Annotated in this window: 20 protein-coding genes and 1 riboswitch; of the genes, 14 read left to right on the top strand and 6 right to left on the bottom strand. The window is 72.1% G+C overall.

Annotated features, from left to right (window positions below; all coding sequences use genetic code 11):
• The first annotated feature begins 119 nt into the window (after positions 1–119).
• Positions 120–359, top strand: a complete 240-nt coding sequence (locus ACFZCF_RS06515; protein WP_388436077.1) for a hypothetical protein — start codon at positions 120–122, stop codon at positions 357–359.
• Positions 360–423: 64 nt separating this feature from the next.
• On the opposite strand, the gene ACFZCF_RS06510 is transcribed toward ACFZCF_RS06515, so the two are convergent.
• From ACFZCF_RS06510 to gcvT, 4 genes are all read right to left on the bottom strand, one after another.
• Complete coding sequence (locus ACFZCF_RS06510; RefSeq protein WP_388436074.1) at positions 424–1,794, bottom strand: L-serine ammonia-lyase; 1,371 nt, start codon at positions 1,792–1,794, stop codon at positions 424–426.
• A 154-nt stretch (positions 1,795–1,948) separates the two neighbouring features.
• On the bottom strand, positions 1,949–3,217 hold the full coding sequence (gene glyA, locus ACFZCF_RS06505; RefSeq protein ID WP_388436072.1) for a serine hydroxymethyltransferase: 1,269 nt from the start codon (positions 3,215–3,217) through the stop codon (positions 1,949–1,951).
• Between the two features lie 24 nt (positions 3,218–3,241).
• Positions 3,242–3,619, bottom strand: coding sequence for a glycine cleavage system protein GcvH (gene gcvH, locus ACFZCF_RS06500; RefSeq protein ID WP_189946960.1), 378 nt, complete (start codon positions 3,617–3,619; stop codon positions 3,242–3,244).
• Positions 3,620–3,696: 77 nt separating this feature from the next.
• Positions 3,697–4,836 carry a glycine cleavage system aminomethyltransferase GcvT gene (gcvT, locus tag ACFZCF_RS06495; RefSeq protein WP_391285033.1) on the bottom strand — a complete coding sequence of 380 codons (1,140 nt, stop codon included), beginning with the start codon at positions 4,834–4,836 and terminating at the stop codon, positions 3,697–3,699.
• 152 nt (positions 4,837–4,988) lie between these two features.
• A riboswitch (glycine riboswitch) is annotated at positions 4,989–5,092 on the bottom strand.
• A 173-nt stretch (positions 5,093–5,265) separates the two neighbouring features.
• Here gcvT and ACFZCF_RS06490 point away from each other — a divergent pair.
• The 11 genes from ACFZCF_RS06490 to ACFZCF_RS06440 all read left to right on the top strand — a co-directional run bounded on the left by ACFZCF_RS06490 (position 5,266) and on the right by ACFZCF_RS06440 (position 16,617).
• Positions 5,266–5,928, top strand: coding sequence for an AAA family ATPase (locus tag ACFZCF_RS06490; protein ID WP_388436065.1), 663 nt, complete (start codon positions 5,266–5,268; stop codon positions 5,926–5,928).
• Positions 5,929–6,027: 99 nt separating this feature from the next.
• Positions 6,028–6,768: an enhanced serine sensitivity protein SseB gene (locus ACFZCF_RS06485; protein ID WP_388436062.1), complete on the top strand. Its 741-nt coding sequence runs from the start codon at positions 6,028–6,030 to the stop codon at positions 6,766–6,768.
• 55 nt (positions 6,769–6,823) lie between these two features.
• A complete protein-coding gene (locus ACFZCF_RS06480) occupies positions 6,824–7,618 on the top strand; it encodes an enhanced serine sensitivity protein SseB C-terminal domain-containing protein (RefSeq protein ID WP_388436059.1) in 795 nt (264 codons plus the stop codon).
• A gap of 227 nt (positions 7,619–7,845) precedes the next feature.
• Positions 7,846–9,513, top strand: coding sequence for an ABC transporter substrate-binding protein (locus ACFZCF_RS06475; RefSeq protein WP_391285030.1), 1,668 nt, complete (start codon positions 7,846–7,848; stop codon positions 9,511–9,513).
• A 92-nt stretch (positions 9,514–9,605) separates the two neighbouring features.
• Positions 9,606–10,601, top strand: coding sequence for an ABC transporter permease (locus ACFZCF_RS06470; RefSeq protein WP_388436053.1), 996 nt, complete (start codon positions 9,606–9,608; stop codon positions 10,599–10,601).
• Positions 10,601–11,560 carry an ABC transporter permease gene (locus ACFZCF_RS06465; RefSeq protein WP_388436050.1) on the top strand — a complete coding sequence of 320 codons (960 nt, stop codon included), beginning with the start codon at positions 10,601–10,603 and terminating at the stop codon, positions 11,558–11,560. The genes ACFZCF_RS06470 and ACFZCF_RS06465 overlap by 1 nt, the downstream gene beginning before the upstream one ends.
• A gap of 1 nt (position 11,561) precedes the next feature.
• The gene (locus ACFZCF_RS06460) at positions 11,562–12,554 is read left to right on the top strand and encodes an ABC transporter ATP-binding protein (RefSeq protein WP_388436047.1); all 993 of its coding nucleotides are present in this window, start codon (positions 11,562–11,564) and stop codon (positions 12,552–12,554) included.
• Complete coding sequence (locus tag ACFZCF_RS06455) at positions 12,551–13,675, top strand: oligopeptide/dipeptide ABC transporter ATP-binding protein (protein ID WP_391285027.1); 1,125 nt, start codon at positions 12,551–12,553, stop codon at positions 13,673–13,675. Before ACFZCF_RS06460 ends, ACFZCF_RS06455 begins: the two co-directional genes overlap by 4 nt.
• 69 nt (positions 13,676–13,744) lie before the next feature.
• Complete coding sequence (locus ACFZCF_RS06450; RefSeq protein ID WP_388436040.1) at positions 13,745–14,422, top strand: trimeric intracellular cation channel family protein; 678 nt, start codon at positions 13,745–13,747, stop codon at positions 14,420–14,422.
• 22 nt (positions 14,423–14,444) lie between these two features.
• Positions 14,445–15,308 carry an acyl-CoA thioesterase domain-containing protein gene (locus ACFZCF_RS06445; protein ID WP_391285024.1) on the top strand — a complete coding sequence of 288 codons (864 nt, stop codon included), beginning with the start codon at positions 14,445–14,447 and terminating at the stop codon, positions 15,306–15,308.
• 145 nt (positions 15,309–15,453) lie between these two features.
• Complete coding sequence (locus ACFZCF_RS06440) at positions 15,454–16,617, top strand: aminotransferase class V-fold PLP-dependent enzyme (protein ID WP_391285022.1); 1,164 nt, start codon at positions 15,454–15,456, stop codon at positions 16,615–16,617.
• Here ACFZCF_RS06440 and ACFZCF_RS06435 read toward each other — a convergent pair.
• Positions 16,610–17,287 (bottom strand): N-acetylmuramoyl-L-alanine amidase, encoded by a 678-nt coding sequence (locus ACFZCF_RS06435; RefSeq protein ID WP_388436032.1) that lies wholly within the window; start codon positions 17,285–17,287, stop codon positions 16,610–16,612. The two genes, ACFZCF_RS06440 and ACFZCF_RS06435, sit on opposite strands and share 8 nt — an antisense overlap.
• Before the next feature lie 61 nt (positions 17,288–17,348).
• Between ACFZCF_RS06435 and mnmA the strand changes: the two genes are divergently transcribed.
• Entirely contained in the window at positions 17,349–18,473 is a 1,125-nt protein-coding gene (mnmA, locus tag ACFZCF_RS06430) for a tRNA 2-thiouridine(34) synthase MnmA (protein ID WP_388436029.1), read from the top strand.
• A gap of 21 nt (positions 18,474–18,494) precedes the next feature.
• On the opposite strand, the gene ACFZCF_RS06425 is transcribed toward mnmA, so the two are convergent.
• Positions 18,495–19,082, bottom strand: coding sequence for an alpha/beta fold hydrolase (locus tag ACFZCF_RS06425; RefSeq protein ID WP_391285019.1), 588 nt, complete (start codon positions 19,080–19,082; stop codon positions 18,495–18,497).
• A gap of 135 nt (positions 19,083–19,217) precedes the next feature.
• Here ACFZCF_RS06425 and ACFZCF_RS06420 point away from each other — a divergent pair, with 135 nt between their 5' ends.
• The gene (locus ACFZCF_RS06420; RefSeq protein ID WP_391285968.1) at positions 19,218–19,751 is read left to right on the top strand and encodes a TIGR00730 family Rossman fold protein; all 534 of its coding nucleotides are present in this window, start codon (positions 19,218–19,220) and stop codon (positions 19,749–19,751) included.
• The last annotated feature ends 50 nt before the right edge of the window (positions 19,752–19,801 follow it).

Genomic DNA, 19,801 nt, shown 5'->3' with positions numbered 1-19,801 from the left:
CTAGACCTATTGCCGGGCCGGGGGTGCGCCGATACGTTTCGTCCCGGCTGCGCAGCCGTCGGGAACCGCCCGAGACCCCCACGCACCACATCGCATCGTTCATTTCAGGAGGACATGCCATGTACCGTCGCGTCGCAGCCGCGCTCGCCACCGCGGCCACCGCCGGAGCCCTCGCCCTCGGCACGGCCGGCTCGGCCGAGGCCGCCGGCCCCGGCTTCTACCCGCGCAGCCACCACTCCTCGTACGCCGAGTGCCAGGCCGCCGGCCAGGCCGGCTACACCCTCTGGGGCCCGATCTTCCTCTGCGAGCCCTTCACCTCCACCCGCCCGGACGTCATCGTCCTCTGGGTCCGCTACTGACCCGAACGCGCGACGGCCGGTCCCGTGGGGGCGGGACCGGCCGTTCGTCACGAGCGCGCGCGGATCAGCACTCGATGATGTTCACCGCGAGGCCGCCGCGGGCGGTCTCCTTGTACTTGACGCTCATGTCGGCGCCCGTCTCCTTCATGGTCTTGATGACCTTGTCGAGGGAGACCAGGTGGCTGCCGTCGCCGCGCATCGACATCTTCGCCGCCGTGACGGCCTTGACCGCCGCCATGCCGTTCCGTTCGATGCACGGGATCTGGACGAGGCCGCCGACCGGGTCGCAGGTGAGGCCCAGGTTGTGCTCCATGCCGATCTCGGCGGCGTTCTCCACCTGCTCGGGGGAGCCGCCCAGGACCTCGGCGAGGGCGCCGGCCGCCATCGAGCAGGCGGAGCCGACCTCGCCCTGGCAGCCGACCTCGGCGCCGGAGATCGAGGCGTTCTCCTTGAAGAGCATGCCGACCGCGCCGGCGGCGAGGAGGAAGCGGACGATGCCGTCCTCGTCGGCGCCGGGCACGAAGTTCATGTAGTAGTGCAGGACCGCCGGGATGATGCCGGCCGCGCCGTTCGTCGGGGCGGTGACCACCCGGCCGCCCGCCGCGTTCTCCTCGTTCACGGCCATCGCGTAGAGGGTGATCCACTCCATCGCGTGCATCGCCGGGTCGCCTTCGGAGCGCAGCCCGCGGGCCAGCGTCGCGGCGCGGCGGCGGACCTTCAGACCGCCGGGGAGGATGCCCTCGCGGGACATGCCGCGCGAGACGCAGGCCTGCATGACCCGCCAGATCTCCAGGAGGCCGGCCCGGATCTCGTCCTCGGTGCGCCAGGCCTTCTCGTTCTCCAGCATCAGGGAGGAGATCGACAGGCCGGTCTCCTTGGTGAGGCGGAGCAGCTCGTCGCCGGTGCGGAAGGGGTACTTCAGGACGGTGTCGTCCGGGATGATCGGGTTCTCGCCCGCCACCGCGTCCTCGTCGACCACGAAGCCGCCGCCGACGGAGTAGTACGTCTTCTCCAGGACGAGCCCGCCCTCGGCGTCGTACGCGAAGACCGTCATGCCGTTGGCGTGGTACGGCAGCGCCTTGCGGCGGTGCAGGACCAGGTCGTCGTCGAAGGAGAACGGGATGTCGTGGGCGCCGAGCAGGTTGATCCGCCCGCTCGCCTTGATCCGCTCGAACTCCTCGTCGGCGTGCTCCACGTCGACCGTGCGGGGCGAGTTGCCCTCCAGGCCGAGGAGGACCGCCTTCGGGGTGCCGTGGCCGTGGCCGGTGGCGCCGAGCGAGCCGTACAGCTCCGCCCGCACCTTGGCCGTGTGGGCGAGCAGGCCCTCGTTCTTCAGCCGGCGGGCGAACATCCGGGCCGCGCGCATCGGGCCCACCGTGTGGGAGCTGGACGGGCCGATGCCGATCGAGAACAGGTCGAAGACCGAGATGGCCACGGGAGGACTCCTTGTGGGGGCTAGACGCCGTTGTCTGCCGGGGTGGAGCAGAAAAGCGTGGGAGAAAGGGGTGGAGACATGGGGCGGGGCACCGCGCTCACCCTCCAGTGTGCGCGGTGCCCCGGAGCTTTCGTACGAACAAAAGCGTACGAAATTACTTCAGGCCGGGGTACAGCGGGTGCTTCTCGGCCAGCGCGGTCACGCGGGCCTTCAGCGACTCGGCCTTCTCCGCGTCGAAACCGGGCTTCAGCGTCTCGGCGATGACGTCGGCGACCTCGCGGAAGTCCTCGACCGTGAAGCCGCGGGTGGCGAGGGCCGGCGTGCCGATGCGCAGGCCGGAGGTGACCATCGGCGGGCGCGGGTCGTTCGGAACGGCGTTCCGGTTGACCGTGATGCCGACCTCGTGGAGCCGGTCCTCGGCCTGCTGGCCGTCGAGCTCGGAGTCGCGCAGGTCCACCAGGACCAGGTGCACGTCCGTGCCGCCGGAGAGGACCGAGACGCCGTGCGCCGTGACGTCGTCCTGGACCAGGCGCTCGGCCAGGATCCGGGCGCCGTCCAGGGTGCGCTGCTGGCGCTCCTTGAACTCCTCCGAGGCCGCGACCTTGAAGGAGACGGCCTTGGCCGCGATCACGTGCTCCAGGGGGCCGCCCTGGAAGCCCGGGAAGACGGAGGAGTTCAGCTTCTTCGCGAACTCCTTCTTCGCCAGGATGATGCCGCCGCGCGGGCCGCCGAGCGTCTTGTGCGTGGTGGAGGTCACCACGTCGGCGTACTCGACCGGGTTCGGGTGCAGACCGGCCGCGACCAGGCCCGCGAAGTGGGCCATGTCGACCCACAGGTACGCCTCGACCTCGTCGGCGATCCGGCGGAACTCCGCGAAGTCCAGCTGGCGCGGGTACGCCGACCAGCCGGCGATGATCACCTTCGGGCGGTGCTCCTTGGCGAGGCGCTCGACCTCGGCCATGTCGACCAGGCCGGCCTCGTCCACGTGGTACGCGACCACGTTGAACTGCTTGCCCGAGAAGTTCAGGCGCATGCCGTGGGTGAGGTGGCCGCCGTGCGCCAGGTCGAGACCCAGGATCGTGTCGCCCGGCTGGGCGATCGCGAAGAGCGCGGCCTGGTTGGCGGAGGCGCCGGAGTGCGGCTGCACGTTGGCGTACTCGGCGCCGAACAGGTCCTTGATCCGGTCGATCGCGATCTGCTCGGCCACGTCGACGTGCTCGCAGCCGCCGTAGTAGCGGCGGCCCGGGTAGCCCTCGGCGTACTTGTTGGTGAGGACGGAGCCCTGGGCCTCCATGACCGCGACCGGAGCGAAGTTCTCCGAGGCGATCATCTCGAGGGTGGACTGCTGGCGGCGGAGCTCGGCGTCGACGGCGGCGGCGACGTCCGGGTCCAGCTCGTGGAGGGGAGTGTTCAGAAGCGACATGAAGCGATCCCTAGGGGGTCTCGGTCAGCCTGCGGTGAAGGCGGTGTACTCGTCGGCGGTGAGCAGGTCGTCCTGCTCGGCCGTGAGGCGCACCTTGAACAGCCAGCCACCCTCGAACGGGGCGGAGTTCACCAGCGACGGGTCGTCGACGACGTCCTGGTTCGCCTCGACGACCTCACCGGTCACCGGGGAGTACAGCTCGCTCACGGACTTGGTGGACTCCAGCTCGCCGCACTCCTCGGTGGCGGTCACGGTGGAGCCGACCTCGGGGAGCTGGACGAAGACGATGTCACCGAGCGCGTTGGCCGCGTGCTCCGTGATGCCGATCGTGGCGACGCCGTCCTCGACGGCCGACAGCCACTCGTGCTCCTTGCTGTAGCGAAGCTGCTGGGGGTTGCTCATGACCTGATTCTCCTGTACCGGGGGAGTGCGGATGTACGGGGGTCTTGCGGGGTGAGACGGGATCCGGGACGACCGTGTCACTTCTGTCGCTTGTAGAACGGCAGCGCCACGACCTTGTACGGCTCGTGGGTGCCGCGGATGTCCACGCCGACGCCCTCGGTGCCGGGGGCCGCGTGGGCCGCGTCGACGTACGCCATCGCGATCGGCTCGCCGAGCGTGGGGGAGGGGGCGCCCGAGGTGATCTCGCCGACGACCTCGCCGCCCGCGACCACCCGCATGCCGGCGCGCGGGACGCGGCGGCCCTCGGCGACCAGGCCGACCAGCTTGCGCGGCGGGGCGGTCTCGGCGCGCTCGGCGGCGGCCTCCAGCGCCTTGCGGCCGACGAAGTCGCCCGGCTTCTCGAACTTCACGACCCGGCCCAGACCGGCGTCGAAGGGGGTGAGCGAGGTGGTCAGCTCGTGCCCGTACAGCGGCATGCCCGCCTCCAGGCGCAGCGTGTCGCGGCAGGACAGGCCGCAGGGGATGAGGCCGACGTCCGCGCCCGCCTCGGTGAGCGCCTTCCACACGCCCTCGGCGTGCTCCGGCTTCAGGAAGAGCTCGAAGCCGTCCTCGCCGGTGTAGCCGGTGCGGGCGATCAGCGCCGGGACGCCGGCGACGGTGCCGGGGAGGCCCGCGTAGTACTTCAGGCCGTCCAGGTCGGCGTCGGTGAGCTGCTTCAGGATGCCGGGGGACTCGGGGCCCTGCACGGCGAGCAGGGCGTACGCGTCGCGGTCGTCGCGGACCTCGGCGTCGAAGCCCCCGTTGTGCCGCGAGCGGGCCACCAGGGCGTCCAGGACGGTCTGGGCGTTGGAGGCGTTCGCGACGACCATGTATTCAGGAGACCCGGTCCCGGTCTCGCCGAGGCGGTAGACGATCAGGTCGTCGAGGATGCCGCCGTCCTCCTGGCAGATCATCGTGTAGCGCGCGCGGCCGGGGCCGATGGTGGACATGTTCCCCACCAGGGCGTAGTCGAGCAGGTCGACCGCCTGCGGGCCGGTGACGGTGATCTCGCCCATGTGGGAGAGGTCGAAGAGACCGGCCCTGGTGCGGACGGCGTTGTGCTCATCGCGCTCGCTGCCGTACCGCAGCGGCATGTCCCAGCCGGCGAAGTCGGTCATGGTCGCGCCCAGGGAACGATGCAGGGCATCGAGGGCGGTGAGACGGGGGGTGGTGCTCATGGTGGACGTGGCTCCCGGTTCCCGAAGGCGGAAAACATGACAGGCAAGGATGTTCCTCCCCATCTGTCATGGAACCTGAGAGGTTCACCGGGGGCATCCCCGGCTTGCACCTTGGGTGGGGACACGACGGGTGTCCCGCTTTTCAGATCTGCCTCGTCCACGCGGTACGGGGCCTGAGAGATTCAAGGGAGGGTCTTGCTCCTTCGGCGCCCGGGCGGCCCAGCGGGCCGGTCCGGAACTCTCCCGCGCGGATTCGAGCGGCCGGTATGCGGTTGTGGGGCGCTGCGCGCGCCTGGCGCGCACATCCTCGCACACGGTGTCGGCGCCGCAAATCGCTTGTCTCGGATTACCGTTTCTTTACACTTCGTGGGCAAGGGTCTCCGTGAGGTCCCCGACACGTCCCCCGGGGACCCGACAGGGGGAGCAGCGATGAGGATGCAGCACACCGGCGCCTTCGCGGGCGATGCCGCCATACCGGTCCAGCGGGCCCGCGCCAGGACCCGGCGGGGCGGGCGCGTGGTGCGGGACCTGCGCGACCGGGGCGGCCGCGGACCGCGCGTCCTCACCTTCGCCGCCGGCGACGTGGTGGTCGTCTCCGGGCTGCCGGGCAGCGGCAAGTCCACCCTGCTGCGGCGGGCCGCCGCCGGCCTCGGCATCGACTCCCAGGACGTCCGGGAGCGCTGGGAGGCGCGGATGCCCTCCTTCGTGCCGTACGCGCTCTACCGCCCGCTGGTCAGGATCGCGCACTACGCCGGGCTCCACCGGGCCCTGCGCTCGGACGCCGGGGTCCTCGTCCACGACTGCGGCACCCAGTCCTGGGTCCGCGGCTGGCTGGCCCGCGCGGCCGCCCGGCGCGGCCGCGCCCTCCACCTCGTCCTCCTCGACGTCGACCCGGACACCGCCAGGGACGGCCAGCGGGAGCGGGGCCGGGGGGTGTCCGCGTACGCCTTCGCCCGGCACCGCAGGGCCGTCGGCCGGCTCGTCGCCGCCGTCGAGGCGGGCCGCCCGCCGCGCGGCTGCGCGTCCGCCACCCTCCTCGACCGGGACGCGGCGGCCGCGCTGCGCCGGATCGGCTTCCGCGCCCCGGTGTGAGGCCTCGGGCCGGGTTCTGGTCACAGCCGGGGCGGGGCGGCGTTAGGGTGCTGCGGGACGGCCGGGACCAGGGCCGTACGAGAAGGGGACGCAACCACCGTGGACGTGACGTGGCCGGGCAACGAGCTGGAGGAGGCGCTCGCCGCCGCGCTCGGGGAGCCCGCGGCCGGGGGCCGGCTCATCGAGGTGCTCGGTCGCAGTCAGGTGTGGGTCCCGCTGCCGAACGGCGGCGGCCCCGACAGCCCCGATCTGGACCTCCCCACGATGGAGATCGGCGGCGGCGCCTTCGTCCCCGTCTTCAGCTCCCAGGAGCAGTTCCTCGCCTGCGTCGGCACCCACATGTCCTTCACCGTCGCGCCCGCCCGTGACTTCGCCCGCGGCCTGCCGCCCCAGCTCGGGATCGCGGTGAACCCCGGCGGCACCGTCGGCGTCCCGCTGCCCCCGCCCGCCGTCGCCGAGCTCTGCCGGGTCGGCCGCACCGCCCTGGACGGCCCCGCGTCCGGCGGCCGGGTCCGGCTCTTCGAGCCCGACTGGCAGGACGACCCCGTCGACTTCCTCGCCGCCGCCTCCGCCGAGTTCGAGGCCGGCGGCGTCGTCGCCACCGCCCGCCGCGCGCTCGCCAGCGTCGAGGGCACCGAACCCGCCCTCTTCATCGGCGTCCAGCTCGTGGGCTGGGACGGCGTCGACCGCAACGCCCCGCTGGACGCGCTGGGCCGCGCCCTCGGCCGGGTCGAGGTCGCCTGGCCGGTGAACCTGATCCTCCTCGACATGGCGGCCGACCCCGTCGGAGACTGGATGCTGGAGCGGGTGCGCCCCTTCTACCAGCGCGCGGTCCACTGATCCACCGAACACCGAACACGAGCCGTACGAGACAGACAGAGGGGCGGGACCCAGGGTGAGCGCGTCAGGCAGCGCCGCGACCGGAGAGGTCGAGCAGATGCTGCGCCAGGTGGCGCCCGGACGCTACGACGCGTACGAGGGCCTGCTGCACGCCCTCGCCGACGGCGAGTTGTACATGCTGCTCTGGCAGGGCGCCCCCGGCTCGCCGGACGCCCAGTACGGCAACATGGAGGTCGACGGGCACGGCTACGCGCCCTGTGTGACCTCGCCCGGCGAACTCGCCGCCTCCGGCTGGCACCGCGCCCACGAGCGCGTCACCGGCCGCGAGATCGCCCGCTCCCTCTACCCCGAGCGCTGGGGCGTCTGGCTCAACCCGCACGCCCCCGGCGGCGGCGTGGGCATCCCGTGGGCGGACCTCCGCCGGATCGCCACCGGCCTCGACCGGATGCCCGCCGGACCGCTCCGGGTCTCCGAACCCGCCCTGGAGATGCCGCAGTTCTACGCCCAGCTCACCCAGAACGCACACCGGACCCCGGCCGTCCGCTCGCTGCGCCGCGGCTGGGTGCAGCCCGCGCTGGGGACCCCGTACCTGGTCATCGGCCTCGACCTGTACGACGGTTCGGCCGCGGCCGTCGACGAGGTGCGGGCGATGATGCGCCAGTCGATCGGCGCGGTCCCCGAGGGGCTGCCCGTCTCGACGGTCGCGCTCTCCGACGCGTACGACCCGGTGGCGCTCTGGCTGAAGGCCCACGCCCGGCCCTTCTACGACCGCGACGCGCACGGAGCGCCGTCCCAGCATGCGGGATCCGCTCGTCCGGGATACGGCTACCCGCCCGCGCAGCACCGCTGACCGTCCGCTGTCCCCTCCTGCCCCGTTCTGGCCGAATTTCCTTGCCAGGACGGGGTTTTGCGTCCGCTTTGAGACCGCTCAGGCCGTCGATGTCCGGCAACGGACCGTTTTGGTGAGTGTCCGGGTCTCAGGTTGGTATCACCGCTATGCGGACTGTTCTCTGCCGCGTCACTCGCCAGTAGCGTTCGGCCGGTCAAGACCAGACAGGGCGACCCAGGGGTGGACCCATGCGCATACTCAATTCCCGGTCGACCCGGGCTCTGACGGCGGCCATCGCGGTCGGCCTCATCGCCACGGGTTGTGCGAGTGAGCGGAAGGAGGGGGACAAGGGCGGGGCCAAGGACACCTTCGTGTTCGGCGCCCCGGGCGACCCGGCCTCCCTCGACCCGGCCCTCGCGAGCGACGGCGAGACCTTCCGGATCACCCGTCAGGCGTTCGAGGCGCTCCTGGAGCACGAGCCCGGCGGCAGCAAGCTCGTCGGCGGTCTGGCCGAGAAGTGGTCCAGCAACCCCGAGGGCACCGTCTGGACCTTCAACCTCCGCAAGGGCGTGAAGTTCCACGACGGCGAGGCGTTCGACGCCAAGGCGGTCTGCGCCAACTACGACTACTGGTTCAACTGGAAGGGCACCTACCAGTCGAGCGCGGTCTCGTACTACTGGCAGACCATCATGGGCGGCTTCAAGGCCAACGAGGACAAGGAGACGCCCAAGGCGAACTACAAGTCCTGCACGGCCAAGGACGACTCCACCGCCGTCATCGAGGTCTTCGAGCCCTCCGCCAACCTGCCCGGCGGCTTCTCCCTGAACGCCCTCGCGATCCACTCGCCGAAGGCCCTCACGGAGTACGCCAAGCAGCAGCTCACCGAGGCCGGCGACGCCATCTCGTACCCCAAGTACAGCCAGGAGGCCGGCACGGTCGCCGGCACCGGCCCGTACAAGATCACGAAGTGGAACAAGGGCAACAAGGAAGTCAGCCTGGAGCGCTTCGACGACTACTGGGGCGAGAAGGCCAAGGTGAAGAACCTGGTCTTCCGCACGATCGACACCGAGGAGGGCCGCCGCGCGGCGCTCCAGGCCGGGGACATCGACGGCTACGACCTCGTCGCGCCCGCCGACATCAAGACCCTGGAGGGCGAGGGCTTCCAGGTCCCGACCCGTGACGTCTTCAACCTGCTCTACCTCGGCATGACGCAGGGGGCCAACCCGGCGCTGAAGAAGCCCGAGGTCCGCCAGGCCATCGCGCACGCCGTCGACCGCGAGAACATCGTCAAGACCCAGCTGCCCGAGGGCGGCAAGGTCGCGACCCAGTTCATGCCCGACACCGTCGCCGGTCACTCGGACAAGGTGAAGCAGTACCCGTTCGACACCGCCAAGGCCAAGTCGCTCCTCGCCGGCGCCGGCGCGAGCGGCCTGTCGATCGACTTCTGCTACCCGACCGAGGTCACCCGCCCGTACATGCCCGCCCCGCAGGACATCTTCGAGCTGATCAAGGCCGACCTGGAGAAGGCCGGCATCAAGGTCAACCCGAAGCCGAAGAAGTGGAACCCGGACTACGTCGACGCGGTGGAGAGCGGCGACTGCGCCCTCCACATCTTCGGCTGGACCGGTGACTTCAACGACGGCTACAACTTCATCGGCACCTGGTTCGCCGGCCCCGGCAAGCAGTGGGGCTTCGACGACAAGAAGGTCTTCGACGCGGTGAAGGCCGGATCGCTCCAGGGCGACCCGACCAAGCGCACGGACCTCTACAAGGCCGCCAACGAGACGATCATGGAGTACCTCCCGGGCGTCCCGCTGACCTCCTCCCCGCCGGCCATCGCGTTCGGCAAGAACGTGGTCCCGCCGAAGGTCTCCCCGCTGACGCAGGAGAACTTCGCCGAGGTCTCCTTCAAGTAACACACCCGTAAGCGCTCCGCCCGGTCACGCGCTCCTGTCGTGACCGGGCGTCCGCGCATCCACCCTCCACACGCAAGAAAGGGGCACGCGGGGTGTTGCGACTCGTCGTACGACGACTTCTCCAGCTCATACCCACCCTGCTCGGCCTGTCGGTTCTGCTCTTCATCTGGCTGAACCGGCTGCCCGGCGGACCCGCCTCAGCGATCCTGGGCGAGCGGGCGACCGAGGCCGACGTGGCGCGCATCAACCGCGCGCTGGGACTCGACCAGCCGATCTACGTCCAGTACGGACGCTTCCTCAAGCGACTCCTCGACCTCGACCTCGGCACCTCGGTGCAGACCGGACAGCCCGTCTGGGACGAGTTCGTGCTGCGCTTCCCCGCCACCGTCGAACTCAGCCTCGCCGCCATGCTCATCGCCATCAGCGTGGGCATCCCGCTCGGCTACCTCGCCGCCCGCAAGCGCGGCGGCTGGCTCGACGTGGCCTCCGTCTCCGGCTCCCTCGTCGGCATCTGCATCCCGGTCTTCTTCCTGGCGCAGCTCCTCAAGGCCGCCTTCGGCGACATCTTCGGCACCTACGGCCGCCAGACCACCGGCATCGACGCCACCAGCGTCACCGGCCTCGCCGTCCTCGACGGCGTCCTCACCGGCGAGCTCGACGCCGCCTGGGACGCCCTCATGCACCTCGTGCTGCCCGGCATCGCCCTCGCCACCATCCCGCTCGCGGTCATCGTCCGCATGACCCGCGCCAGCGTCCTGGAGGTCCTCGGCGAGGACTACGTCCGCACCGCCGAGTCCAAGGGCCTGGAGCGCCGGGTCGTCCGCGGCCGGCACGTCCTGCGCAACGCGATGCTCCCCGTCGTCACCGCCGTCGGCCTGCTCACCGGCAGCCTCCTCTCCGGCGCGGTGCTCACCGAGTCCGTCTTCACCTTCGGCGGCATCGGCTCCTTCATCCGGACCGCCATCGACGCCCGCGACTACCCGGTGCTCGTCGGCTTCATCCTGTTCATCGCCATGATCTACGTGGTGATCAACATGCTCGTCGACCTCGCCTACAGCGTCATCGACCCGAGGGTGCGGGTGCACTGATGAGTCTCACCACCACTGCTTCCAAGATCGACCGGCTCGCCCAGCTCACGGCGAAGACCGAGACCTCCAGCGGCGCCAGCCTCTGGCGCGAGGCCATGCGCCGCATGCGCGGCAGCAAGATGGCGATCATCGGCGCCGTGATCATCGCCGGCTTCGTCCTGCTCGCGATCATCGGCCCGTGGATCGCCCCGTACGGCCCGGCCGAACAGACCTGGCGCGGCGAGGTCTTCTCCAACCGGGGCCAGTTCGTCGGCGCCCGCGCCGAGAACTGGTTCGGCCTCGACCACCTCGGCCGCGACCTCTTCTCCCGGATGCTCGTGGGCGCCCGCCAGACCCTGCTCGTCGGCGTCGTCTCCATGCTCATCGGCCTGCTGATCGGCGCCCTCGTCGGCATCGTGTCCGGCGCGGCGGCCACCCTCGGCGGAAAGGCCGGCCGGCGGATCGACGACGCCATCATGCGCGTCACCGACATCCTCCTCGCGCTGCCCTCGCTGCTCCTCGCCGTCTCCGTCGCCGCCGTGATGGGCCAGTCCCTCACCACCGTGATGATCGCCGTCGGCGTCGTGCAGATCCCCGTCTTCGCCCGCCTCCTGCGCGGCTCGATGCTCGCCCAGGGCGGCAGCGACTACGTCCTCGCCGCCCGCTCGCTCGGCATCCGCAAGCGGCGGATCGTCGTCACCCAGATCCTGCCGAACTCGCTGAGCCCGGTGATCGTCCAGGCGACGCTCAGCCTCGCCACCGCCATCATCGAGGCCGCCGCCCTCTCCTACCTCGGACTCGGCAACCCCGACCCCGCGGTGCCCGAGTGGGGCGTCATGCTCTCCGCGGCCCAGCGCTTCTTCGACAACGAGCCGATGATGTCCATGTACCCGGCGGTCGGCATCGTCATCACCGCCCTCGGCTTCACCCTGCTCGGCGAGGCCATGCGCGAAGCCCTCGACCCGAAGCTGCGAGGCTGACATGGCACTGCTCACCGTGGACGAACTGACCGTCACCTTCGGCGGCCGCGGCCGCAAGGACGTCCGGGCGGTCAACGGCGTCTCCTTCAGCGTCGACCAGGGCCAGGTCGTCGGCCTCGTCGGCGAGTCCGGCTGCGGCAAGTCCGTGACCTCGCTCGCCCTCATGGGGCTGCTGCCCGCCAAGGGCGTCACCCTCGGCGGCCGCGCCGAACTCGACGGCACCGACCTGCTGAAGCTCCCGCCCTCGAAGCTGCGCGACCTCCGCGGCCGCGAGATGGCGATGATCTTCCAGGACCCGCTGTCCTCGCTGAACCCGGTCGTCCCCATCGGCGTCCAGGTCACCGAGATCCTCCAGCGCCACCGCGGCCTGAAGGGCGAGGCCGCCCGCAAGGAGGCCGCCCACCTCCTCGACCGGGTCGGCATCCCCGACCCGGACCGGCGCCTCAAGGAGTACCCGCACCAGCTCTCCGGCGGCATGCGGCAGCGCGCGCTCATCGCCATGGCGGTGGCCTGCGCCCCCCGCCTGCTCATCGCCGACGAGCCGACCACCGCGCTCGACGTCACCATCCAGGCCCAGATCCTCGAACTCCTCAAGGAACTGGTCGACCAGGAGGGCACCGCGCTGCTGATGATCACCCACGACCTGGGTGTCGTCGCCGGCCTCTGCGACCAGGTGAACGTCCTCTACGCCGGCAAGGTCGTCGAGTCGGCCGGCCGGCGCGAGCTGTTCGCCCACCCGACGCACCCGTACACCCACGGCCTGCTCGGCTCCATCCCCCGGCTCGACGCCCCGCGCGGCGAACCGCTCCACCCGATCCGCGGATCCATCAACGACCAGATCGCCTGGGCCGACGGCTGCGCCTTCGCCCCGCGCTGCGACCGGTACGAGATGGAGTGCCTCACCGGCACGCCCGAACTGACCGAACCGCGCGCGGCCGGCCACCGCGCCCGCTGCGCGAACCCGGTCCTCGCCACGACGGAGGTACCGGCATGAGCCTGCTCGAACTCGACGGCGTGAAGGTCCACTTCCCCGTCAAGAAGGGCATCCTCTTCGACCGCACCGTCGGCCACGTGTACGCCGTGGACGGTATCTCCCTCAAGGTCGAGGCGGGCCAGACGTACGGCCTCGTCGGCGAGTCCGGCTGCGGCAAGACCACCCTCGGGCGGGCCGTGCTGCGGCTCGTGGACGTCACCGACGGCTCCGTCGTCCTCGACGGCACCGACGTGGCCAAGCTGCCGGAGAAGGAGCTGCGCTCCTTCCGCCGCAGGCTCCAGATGGTCTTCCAGGACCCGCTGGGCAGCCTCAACCCGCGCCAGAACATCGAGTCGATCCTCAGCGAGGGCATGGCCGCGCACGGGATCGGCGCGAACCAGGACGAGCGGCGGGAGAAGATCCGGGAGATCCTCGCCAAGGTGGGCCTGCCCGCCAACAGCCTCTCCCGCTACCCGCACGAGTTCTCCGGCGGCCAGCGCCAGCGCATCGGCATCGCCCGCGCGCTGGTCCTGGAGCCCGACCTCATCATCTGCGACGAGCCGGTCTCCGCGCTCGACGTCTCCATCCAGGCGCAGGTCATCAACCTCCTGGAGGAGCTCCAGGAGTCGATGGGCCTGACCTACCTGGTCATCGCCCACGACCTCGCCGTCGTCCGGCACATCTCGGACGTCATCGGCGTGATGTACCTCGGCTCCCTGGTCGAGGAGGCGCCGAGCGACACGCTGTACGAGGAGCCGCTGCACCCGTACACGCGGGCGCTCATGTCCGCCGTGCCCGTCCCCGACCCGGAGGTCGAGGAGCGGCGCGAGCGGATCCTCCTCACCGGCGACCTGCCCTCCCCGGCGAACCCGCCGGCCGGCTGCCGCTTCCACACCCGCTGCCCGTGGGCCCAGCCGAAGTGCTCCGAGGAGCGCCCGGAGCTCACGGACGTGGGCGACGGCCACAAGGTGGCCTGCCACTTCACCCGGGAGATCCGGTCGGGCGAGCTCCCCATGGCGGGCGGCACCGGCGCGGTCGTGATCCCGGCGCAGGCGGACGCGCCCAGGTCCGAGGACGCCTCCGGGGGCACCGCCCCGGACCCCTCCGGGGACACCGCCCGGGACGCCTTCGAGAAGGAGTAGGACACCCGGGGAGGGCCCGGCCGCCGTCGCGCGGCCGGGCCCCTTCCGTACGCACGGCACAATTGTCCGGTGCTCCACGATCTGTTCAGCCCGTCGGTCCAACACACGCTCGACCTCGTCGGCATCTTCGTCTTCGCCATCTCCGGCGCCCTCCTCGCCGTCCGGAAGAACTTCGACGTCTTCGGCATGGCGGTCCTCGCCGAGGTCACCGCGCTCGGCGGCGGCCTCCTGCGCGACCTCATCATCGGAGCCGTACCCCCGGCCGCCTTCACCGACCTCGGCTACTTCCTCATGCCGCTGGTCGCCACCGCGCTCGTCTTCTTCCTCCACCCCGAGGTGGAGCGCACCCAGACCGCGGTGAACGTCTTCGACGCGGCGGGCCTCGGCCTCTTCTGCGTGACCGGGACGACGAAGGCGTACGACTACGGGCTGGGCCTCACCTCCTCCGCGGCGCTCGGCCTCGCCACGGCCGTCGGCGGCGGCGTGCTGCGCGACGTCCTCGCCAACGAGGTGCCCTCCCTGCTCCGCTGGGACCGCGACCTCTACGCCGTGCCCGCGATCGTCGGCGCGACCATGGTCGTCCTCTGCATCCGCTTCGAGGTCCTGAACGCCTTCACCAGCGGCACCGCCGTGCTCACCGCCTTCCTCCTGCGGCTGCTCGCGATGCGTTACCACTGGCGTGCCCCGCGCGCCTGGAACCGCCGCTCGTCCGCCCGCGAGGAACCCCAAAAAGCTACCGCTCAGTAGTTTCCTGCTGTACCGTCGGCGCATGAGCACGAGCACCGAGACGAGCCCCGCCGCCGAGGCCGCGGCGCTCAGCGAGTTCGACCGGGACACCGCCGTCACCCCGCGCGAGCCCGGGGTCTACGACGCCGACCTCTCGGCCGGCTGGACGATCATCCATGCCGTCAACGGCGGCTACCTCCTCGCCCTGCTCGGCCGCGCCCTCGGCCACCACCTGCCGCACCCCGACCCCTTCACCATCTCGGCGCACTACCTCACGCCGTCGGTGCCGGGCCCCGCGGTCATCCGCACCGAGACCGTCCGCACCGGCCGGACCCTCTCCACCGGCACGGCCTCCCTCTACCAGTACGCCGAGGACGGCACCGAGGTCGAGCGGATCCGCGTCCTCGCCTCCTACGGCGACCTCGACGCCCTCAGCGACGACGTCCGCACCAGTGCCGTCCCGCCCGCCCTCGCGCCGATCGACCGGTGCTTCAGCGCCTCCGACGGCCCGGCCCCGCCGATCCCCGGCTCCTCCGCCATCACCGACCGGCTCGACCTGCGCCTCGACCCCGCCTGTGTCGGCTGGGCCGTCGGCGCGCCCTCCGGCAAGGGCGAGATGCGCGCCTGGTTCGGCCTCGCCGACGGCCGCGAGCCCGACGCGCTCTCCCTGCTCCTCGCCGTCGACGCGCTGCCGCCGACCTCCTTCGAGCTGGGCCTCAGGGGGTGGACGCCGACCGTGGAGCTCACCACCCACGTCCGCTGCCGCCCCGCCCCCGGCCCGCTGCGGGTCTCCATCACCACCCGCAACCTCGCCGGCGGCTTCCTGGAGGAGGACGCCGAGGTCTGGGACAGCGCCGACCGCCTCGTCGCCCAGTCCCGCCAGCTGGCCCGCGCCCCGCGCGGCTGAGCCCGCACGCCCCCGGCGCCCGCCCGCACCCGTCCGGACGGGCGCCGGGGACGGCTCGCACGGAGCGCCGGGGACGGCTCGTACGGGAGCGCCGAGGACGGCTCGTACGGGAGCGCCGTGCCCGGGCTCGTAGAATCGACCCACCATGGCATACCTCGACCACGCCGCGACCACGCCCATGCTCCCCGAGGCGATCGAGGCGATGACCGCCCACCTCGCCGTCACGGGCAACGCCTCCTCCCTGCACGCCGCGGGGCGGCGCGCCCGGCGGACCGTCGAGGAGGGCCGCGAGATCCTCGCTGCCGCGCTCGGCGCCCGCCCCAGCGAGGTGGTGTTCACCTCCGGCGGCACCGAGGCCGACAACCTCGCCGTGAAGGGCCTGTACTGGTCCCGCCGCGCCGCCGACCCGCGCCGCACCCGCGTCCTCGCCAGCCCCGTCGAGCACCACGCCGTCCTCGACGCCGTCGACTGGCTCGCCGGCCACGAGGGCGCCGACGTCGAGTACCTGCCGGTCGACGCGTACGGCAGGGTCCACCCCGACGCGCTGCGCGAGGCGATCGCCCGCGACCCGGAGTCCGTCGCCCTCGCCACCGTGATGTGGGCCAACAACGAGATCGGCACCGTCATGCCGGTCCGCGCGCTCGCCGACACCGCCGCCGAGTTCGGCGTCCCGCTGCACGCCGACGCCGTCCAGGCCGTCGGCCAGCTGCCGGTCGACTTCGCCGCCTCCGGCCTCGCCGCCATGACCGTCTCCGGCCACAAGATCGGCGGCCCCTACGGCATCGGCGCCCTGCTCCTGGGCCGCGAGCACACCCCCGTCCCCGTGCTGCACGGCGGCGGACAGGAGCGGCACGTCCGCTCCGGCACCCTCGACGTCCCCGCCGTCGCCGCCTTCGCCGCCGCCGCCCGCGTCGCCACCGAGGGACAGGAGGCCTTCGCCCGCGAGATCGGCGCCCTGCGCGACGCGCTCGTCGCCGCCGTCCGCGCCGCCGTCCCCGACGCGGTCCTCGGCGGCGACCCGGCCGACCGGCTCCCCGCCAACGCCCACTTCACCTTCCCCGGCTGCGAGGGCGACTCCCTGCTGCTCCTCCTCGACGCCGCCGGCATCGCCTGCTCCACCGGCTCCGCCTGCACCGCCGGCATCGCCCAGCCCAGCCACGTCCTCCTCGCCACCGGCGCCGACCCCGACCTGGCCCGCGGGACCCTCCGCTTCTCCCTCGGCCACACCTCCACCGAGGAGGACGTGAAGGCCGTCGCCGACGCCATCGGCCCGGCGGTCGAGCGCGCCCGCACCGCGGGGCTCAGCTAGGGACCGGCTTGGTCAGCTCCCGCCGCACCAGCTCCATGTACCGGTCCCAGTCCCAGTGCGGGCCGGGATCGGTGTGGTCGGTGCCCTCGACCTCGACGTGACCGATGACGTGCTCGCGGTCCGCCGGTATCGCGTACCGCCGGCAGATGTCCGCCGTCAGCCGCGCCGAGCCCGCGTACATCTCCGCCGTGAAGTCCTGGGGCCGGTCCACGAAGCCCTCGTGCTCGATGCCGATGCTCCGCTCGTTCATGCCCCGGTTCCCGGCGTGGAAGGCCACGTCGAGCTCCCGGATCATCTGCGCCACGTGCCCGTCCTTGCGGACCACGTAGTGCGTGGCCGCCCCGTGCAGCGGATTGCGGAAGACCTTCAGCGCCGTCGCGTACGAGCCCTGCACCACGTGGATCACCACCCGGTCGATCCCGTAGTCGTCCGGCCGGTCCGCCCGCCGCCAGTTCGCCTGGTGCGCCGCCGTCCACTCGGCCGCCCCGTGGTCGAGCGCCCCGTCCGTGCGCGGCTTCTCCATCCCCGGCAGTCGCCACCAGGCCCGCGCCAGCTCCTCGCGCGCCAGGACCGCCGTGCCCGCCACCGCGACGCCGCCGCCGAGCAGCACGGTGCGGCGCCGGACCCCCCGCTTCTTTCCGGCCTTCTTCGCGCCGTTCTCGCTCCCCATGCCTACCGGAACGCTCGGTCCCGGCCGGACGGTTCCCGCCGCCCCGTACTCTGGTAGGGCTATGACTGAGACTCCGCGCCCCCTTCGCGTCCTCGCCGCCATGTCCGGCGGCGTGGACTCCGCCGTCGCCGCCGCCCGAGCCGTCGAGGCCGGCCACGACGTCACCGGTGTGCACCTCGCGCTGTCCGCGAACCCGCAGTCCTTCCGTACCGGAGCCCGCGGCTGCTGCACCATCGAGGACTCGCGCGACGCGCGCCGGGCCGCCGACGTCATCGGCATCCCCTTCTACGTGTGGGACCTGGCCGAACGCTTCCGGGCCGACGTCGTCGACGACTTCGTCGCGGAGTACGAGGCGGGCCGCACGCCCAACCCGTGCCTGCGCTGCAACGAGAAGATCAAGTTCGCTGCCCTGCTCGACAAGGCGCTCGCGCTCGGCTTCGACGCCGTCTGCACCGGCCACTACGCCACCGTGGTCCTCAACGAGGACGGCAGCCGCGAGCTGCACCGCGCCTCCGACATGGCCAAGGACCAGTCGTACGTCCTCGGCGTCCTCGACGAGCAGCAGCTCGCCCACGCGATGTTCCCGCTCGGCGACACCCTCACCACCAAGGACGAGATCCGGGCCGAGGCCGAGCGGCGCGGCCTCGCCGTCGCCAAGAAGCCCGACAGCCACGACATCTGCTTCATCGCCGACGGCGACACCCAGGGCTTCCTCGCCGGCCGCCTCGGCAAGGCGGAGGGCGACATCGTCGACGAGTCCGGTACGAAGCTGGGCACCCACGAGGGCGCGTACGGCTTCACCATCGGCCAGCGCAAGGGCCTCCGCATCGGCCACCCGGCCGCCGACGGCAAGCCCCGCTACGTCCTCGACATCTCGCCCGTGAACAACACCGTCACCGTCGGCCCCGCCGAGGCCCTCGACGTCACCGCCCTCACCGCGATCAAGCCCCGCTGGTGCGGCACCGCCCCCGAAGGACCCGGCCGCTACACCGCCCAGCTCCGCGCCCACGGCGGCGAGACCGAGGTGAGCGCGGTCCTGGAGGACGGCGAACTGAAGGTCGCCTTCGACGAGCCCGTCCGCGGCGTCGCCCCCGGCCAGGCGATCGTCCTCTACGACGGCACCCGCGTGGTGGGCTCGGCGACGATCGCCACCACGGTGCGCCGCACGGCCGCCGCCCCCGCGTAGCGGGGACGGGACGGCCCCGGCTCAGGAGACGTCGGCCGGCTCCACGGCGTCCGCCACGAAGTCCATGAGGACCGGCGCCAGCACGTGCGGCGCCACCTCGTGGGTCTGCCCCGTCAGCGTCCGGTGCCGGGCGCGCGGCAGCCGTGCCGTCAGCTCCCGGGCCGCCCGCCGCACCGGCGCCGGGCTGGCGCCGCCGTCGACCACCAGCACGCGCGCGTGCACCTCGGGCACGGGCCGACGCCCGTCGTACGGCGGCTCGAAGACCGAGACGGCCCCGATGGGCACCCCCGCCGCCGCGGCCGCCAGCGCGAGGACCCCGCCCGTCCCGGTGCCGTGTACCGCCGTGTGGGGACCCGCCGCCGACAGGACCGCCGCCAGGTCCTCGACCTCCCGCTCAAGGGGGTGGCCGCTCCCGCCGTGCCCCCGGCGGTCGTACACGTACACGGGGTGGCTGCGGGCCAGCAGGCGGGCGAGCGGCACCCCGTCCGCGCCCGACCCCGGCGTCCCGCTCACCAGCACCACCGCGGGCCGGTCCGCGGCCCCCGGCCCGTACCGCGCGTACGCGATCGGCGTCCCGTCCCGTGACACGACCCTCTTCACCTCGTCCATGGCAGGGCAGACCGACGGACGCGCCCCAACTCATCGCCGCGGCCCGGAAATTCCCGAAGAAACATGGAACCCGCAGGTCAGAGCCGTGGAGAAAACGGGGCCGAGGAGAGAAGGGACGTGTCCTACGGTGGCGGCATGAACATCTGCGTCTTCCTCTCCGCCGCCGACCTCGACGAGCGCTACACCGCCCCCGCCCGCGACTTCGCCCGCCTCCTCGGCAAGGCGGACCACACCCTCGTCTGGGGCGGCTCCGACACCGGGCTGATGAAGGTCGTCGCGGACGGCGTCCAGGAGGCCGGCGGCCGGCTCGTCGGCGTCTCCGTCGACTTCCTCGCCGCCAAGGCCCGGACGAACGCCGACGAGATGACCATCACCAAGGACCTCGCCCAGCGGAAGGCGCTCCTCCTCGCCAAGTCCGACGCGATCGTCGTCATGGCCGGCGGCACCGGCACCCTCGACGAGGCCACCGAGATCCTGGAACTGAAGAAGCACGGCAAGCACGCCAAGCCCGTCGTCTTCCTCAACACCGCCGGCTTCTACGACGGCCTCAAGCTCCAGTTCCGGCGCATGGAGGAGGAGGGCTTCCTCCCGCGCCCCCTCGCCGACCTCGCCTTCTTCGCCGAGGACGGCCCGGCGGCCCTGGCGTACCTGGAGCGGCAGCTGAGCTGACCGCCCGGCTCGGCTTCGCGATTGCGTACTCCGGAACGAGCTCCGCTAAG

It is taken from the genome of Streptomyces sp. NPDC007945 (assembly GCF_042958885.1).
Taxonomy (GTDB): Bacteria; Actinomycetota; Actinomycetes; order Streptomycetales; family Streptomycetaceae; genus Streptomyces.
This window is presented reverse-complemented; position numbering and strand designations above follow the sequence as displayed.

What these genes read in the sequence shown, in the direction of transcription:
- ACFZCF_RS06515 (WP_388436077.1), top strand. Translation starts at nt 120, where the DNA reads ATGTACCGTCGCGTCGCAGCCGCGCTCGCCACCGCGGCCACCGCCGGA.
- glyA (WP_388436072.1), bottom strand. Translation starts at nt 3,217, where the DNA reads ATGTCGCTTCTGAACACTCCCCTCCACGAGCTGGACCCGGACGTCGCC.
- gcvH (WP_189946960.1), bottom strand. Translation starts at nt 3,619, where the DNA reads ATGAGCAACCCCCAGCAGCTTCGCTACAGCAAGGAGCACGAGTGGCTG.
- gcvT (WP_391285033.1), bottom strand. Translation starts at nt 4,836, where the DNA reads ATGAGCACCACCCCCCGTCTCACCGCCCTCGATGCCCTGCATCGTTCC.
- ACFZCF_RS06490 (WP_388436065.1), top strand. Translation starts at nt 5,266, where the DNA reads ATGAGGATGCAGCACACCGGCGCCTTCGCGGGCGATGCCGCCATACCG.
- ACFZCF_RS06475 (WP_391285030.1), top strand. Translation starts at nt 7,846, where the DNA reads ATGCGCATACTCAATTCCCGGTCGACCCGGGCTCTGACGGCGGCCATC.
- ACFZCF_RS06465 (WP_388436050.1), top strand. Translation starts at nt 10,601, where the DNA reads ATGAGTCTCACCACCACTGCTTCCAAGATCGACCGGCTCGCCCAGCTC.
- ACFZCF_RS06460 (WP_388436047.1), top strand. Translation starts at nt 11,562, where the DNA reads ATGGCACTGCTCACCGTGGACGAACTGACCGTCACCTTCGGCGGCCGC.
- ACFZCF_RS06455 (WP_391285027.1), top strand. Translation starts at nt 12,551, where the DNA reads ATGAGCCTGCTCGAACTCGACGGCGTGAAGGTCCACTTCCCCGTCAAG.
- ACFZCF_RS06445 (WP_391285024.1), top strand. Translation starts at nt 14,445, where the DNA reads ATGAGCACGAGCACCGAGACGAGCCCCGCCGCCGAGGCCGCGGCGCTC.
- ACFZCF_RS06440 (WP_391285022.1), top strand. Translation starts at nt 15,454, where the DNA reads ATGGCATACCTCGACCACGCCGCGACCACGCCCATGCTCCCCGAGGCG.
- ACFZCF_RS06435 (WP_388436032.1), bottom strand. Translation starts at nt 17,287, where the DNA reads ATGGGGAGCGAGAACGGCGCGAAGAAGGCCGGAAAGAAGCGGGGGGTC.
- mnmA (WP_388436029.1), top strand. Translation starts at nt 17,349, where the DNA reads ATGACTGAGACTCCGCGCCCCCTTCGCGTCCTCGCCGCCATGTCCGGC.
- ACFZCF_RS06425 (WP_391285019.1), bottom strand. Translation starts at nt 19,082, where the DNA reads ATGGACGAGGTGAAGAGGGTCGTGTCACGGGACGGGACGCCGATCGCG.
- ACFZCF_RS06420 (WP_391285968.1), top strand. Translation starts at nt 19,218, where the DNA reads ATGAACATCTGCGTCTTCCTCTCCGCCGCCGACCTCGACGAGCGCTAC.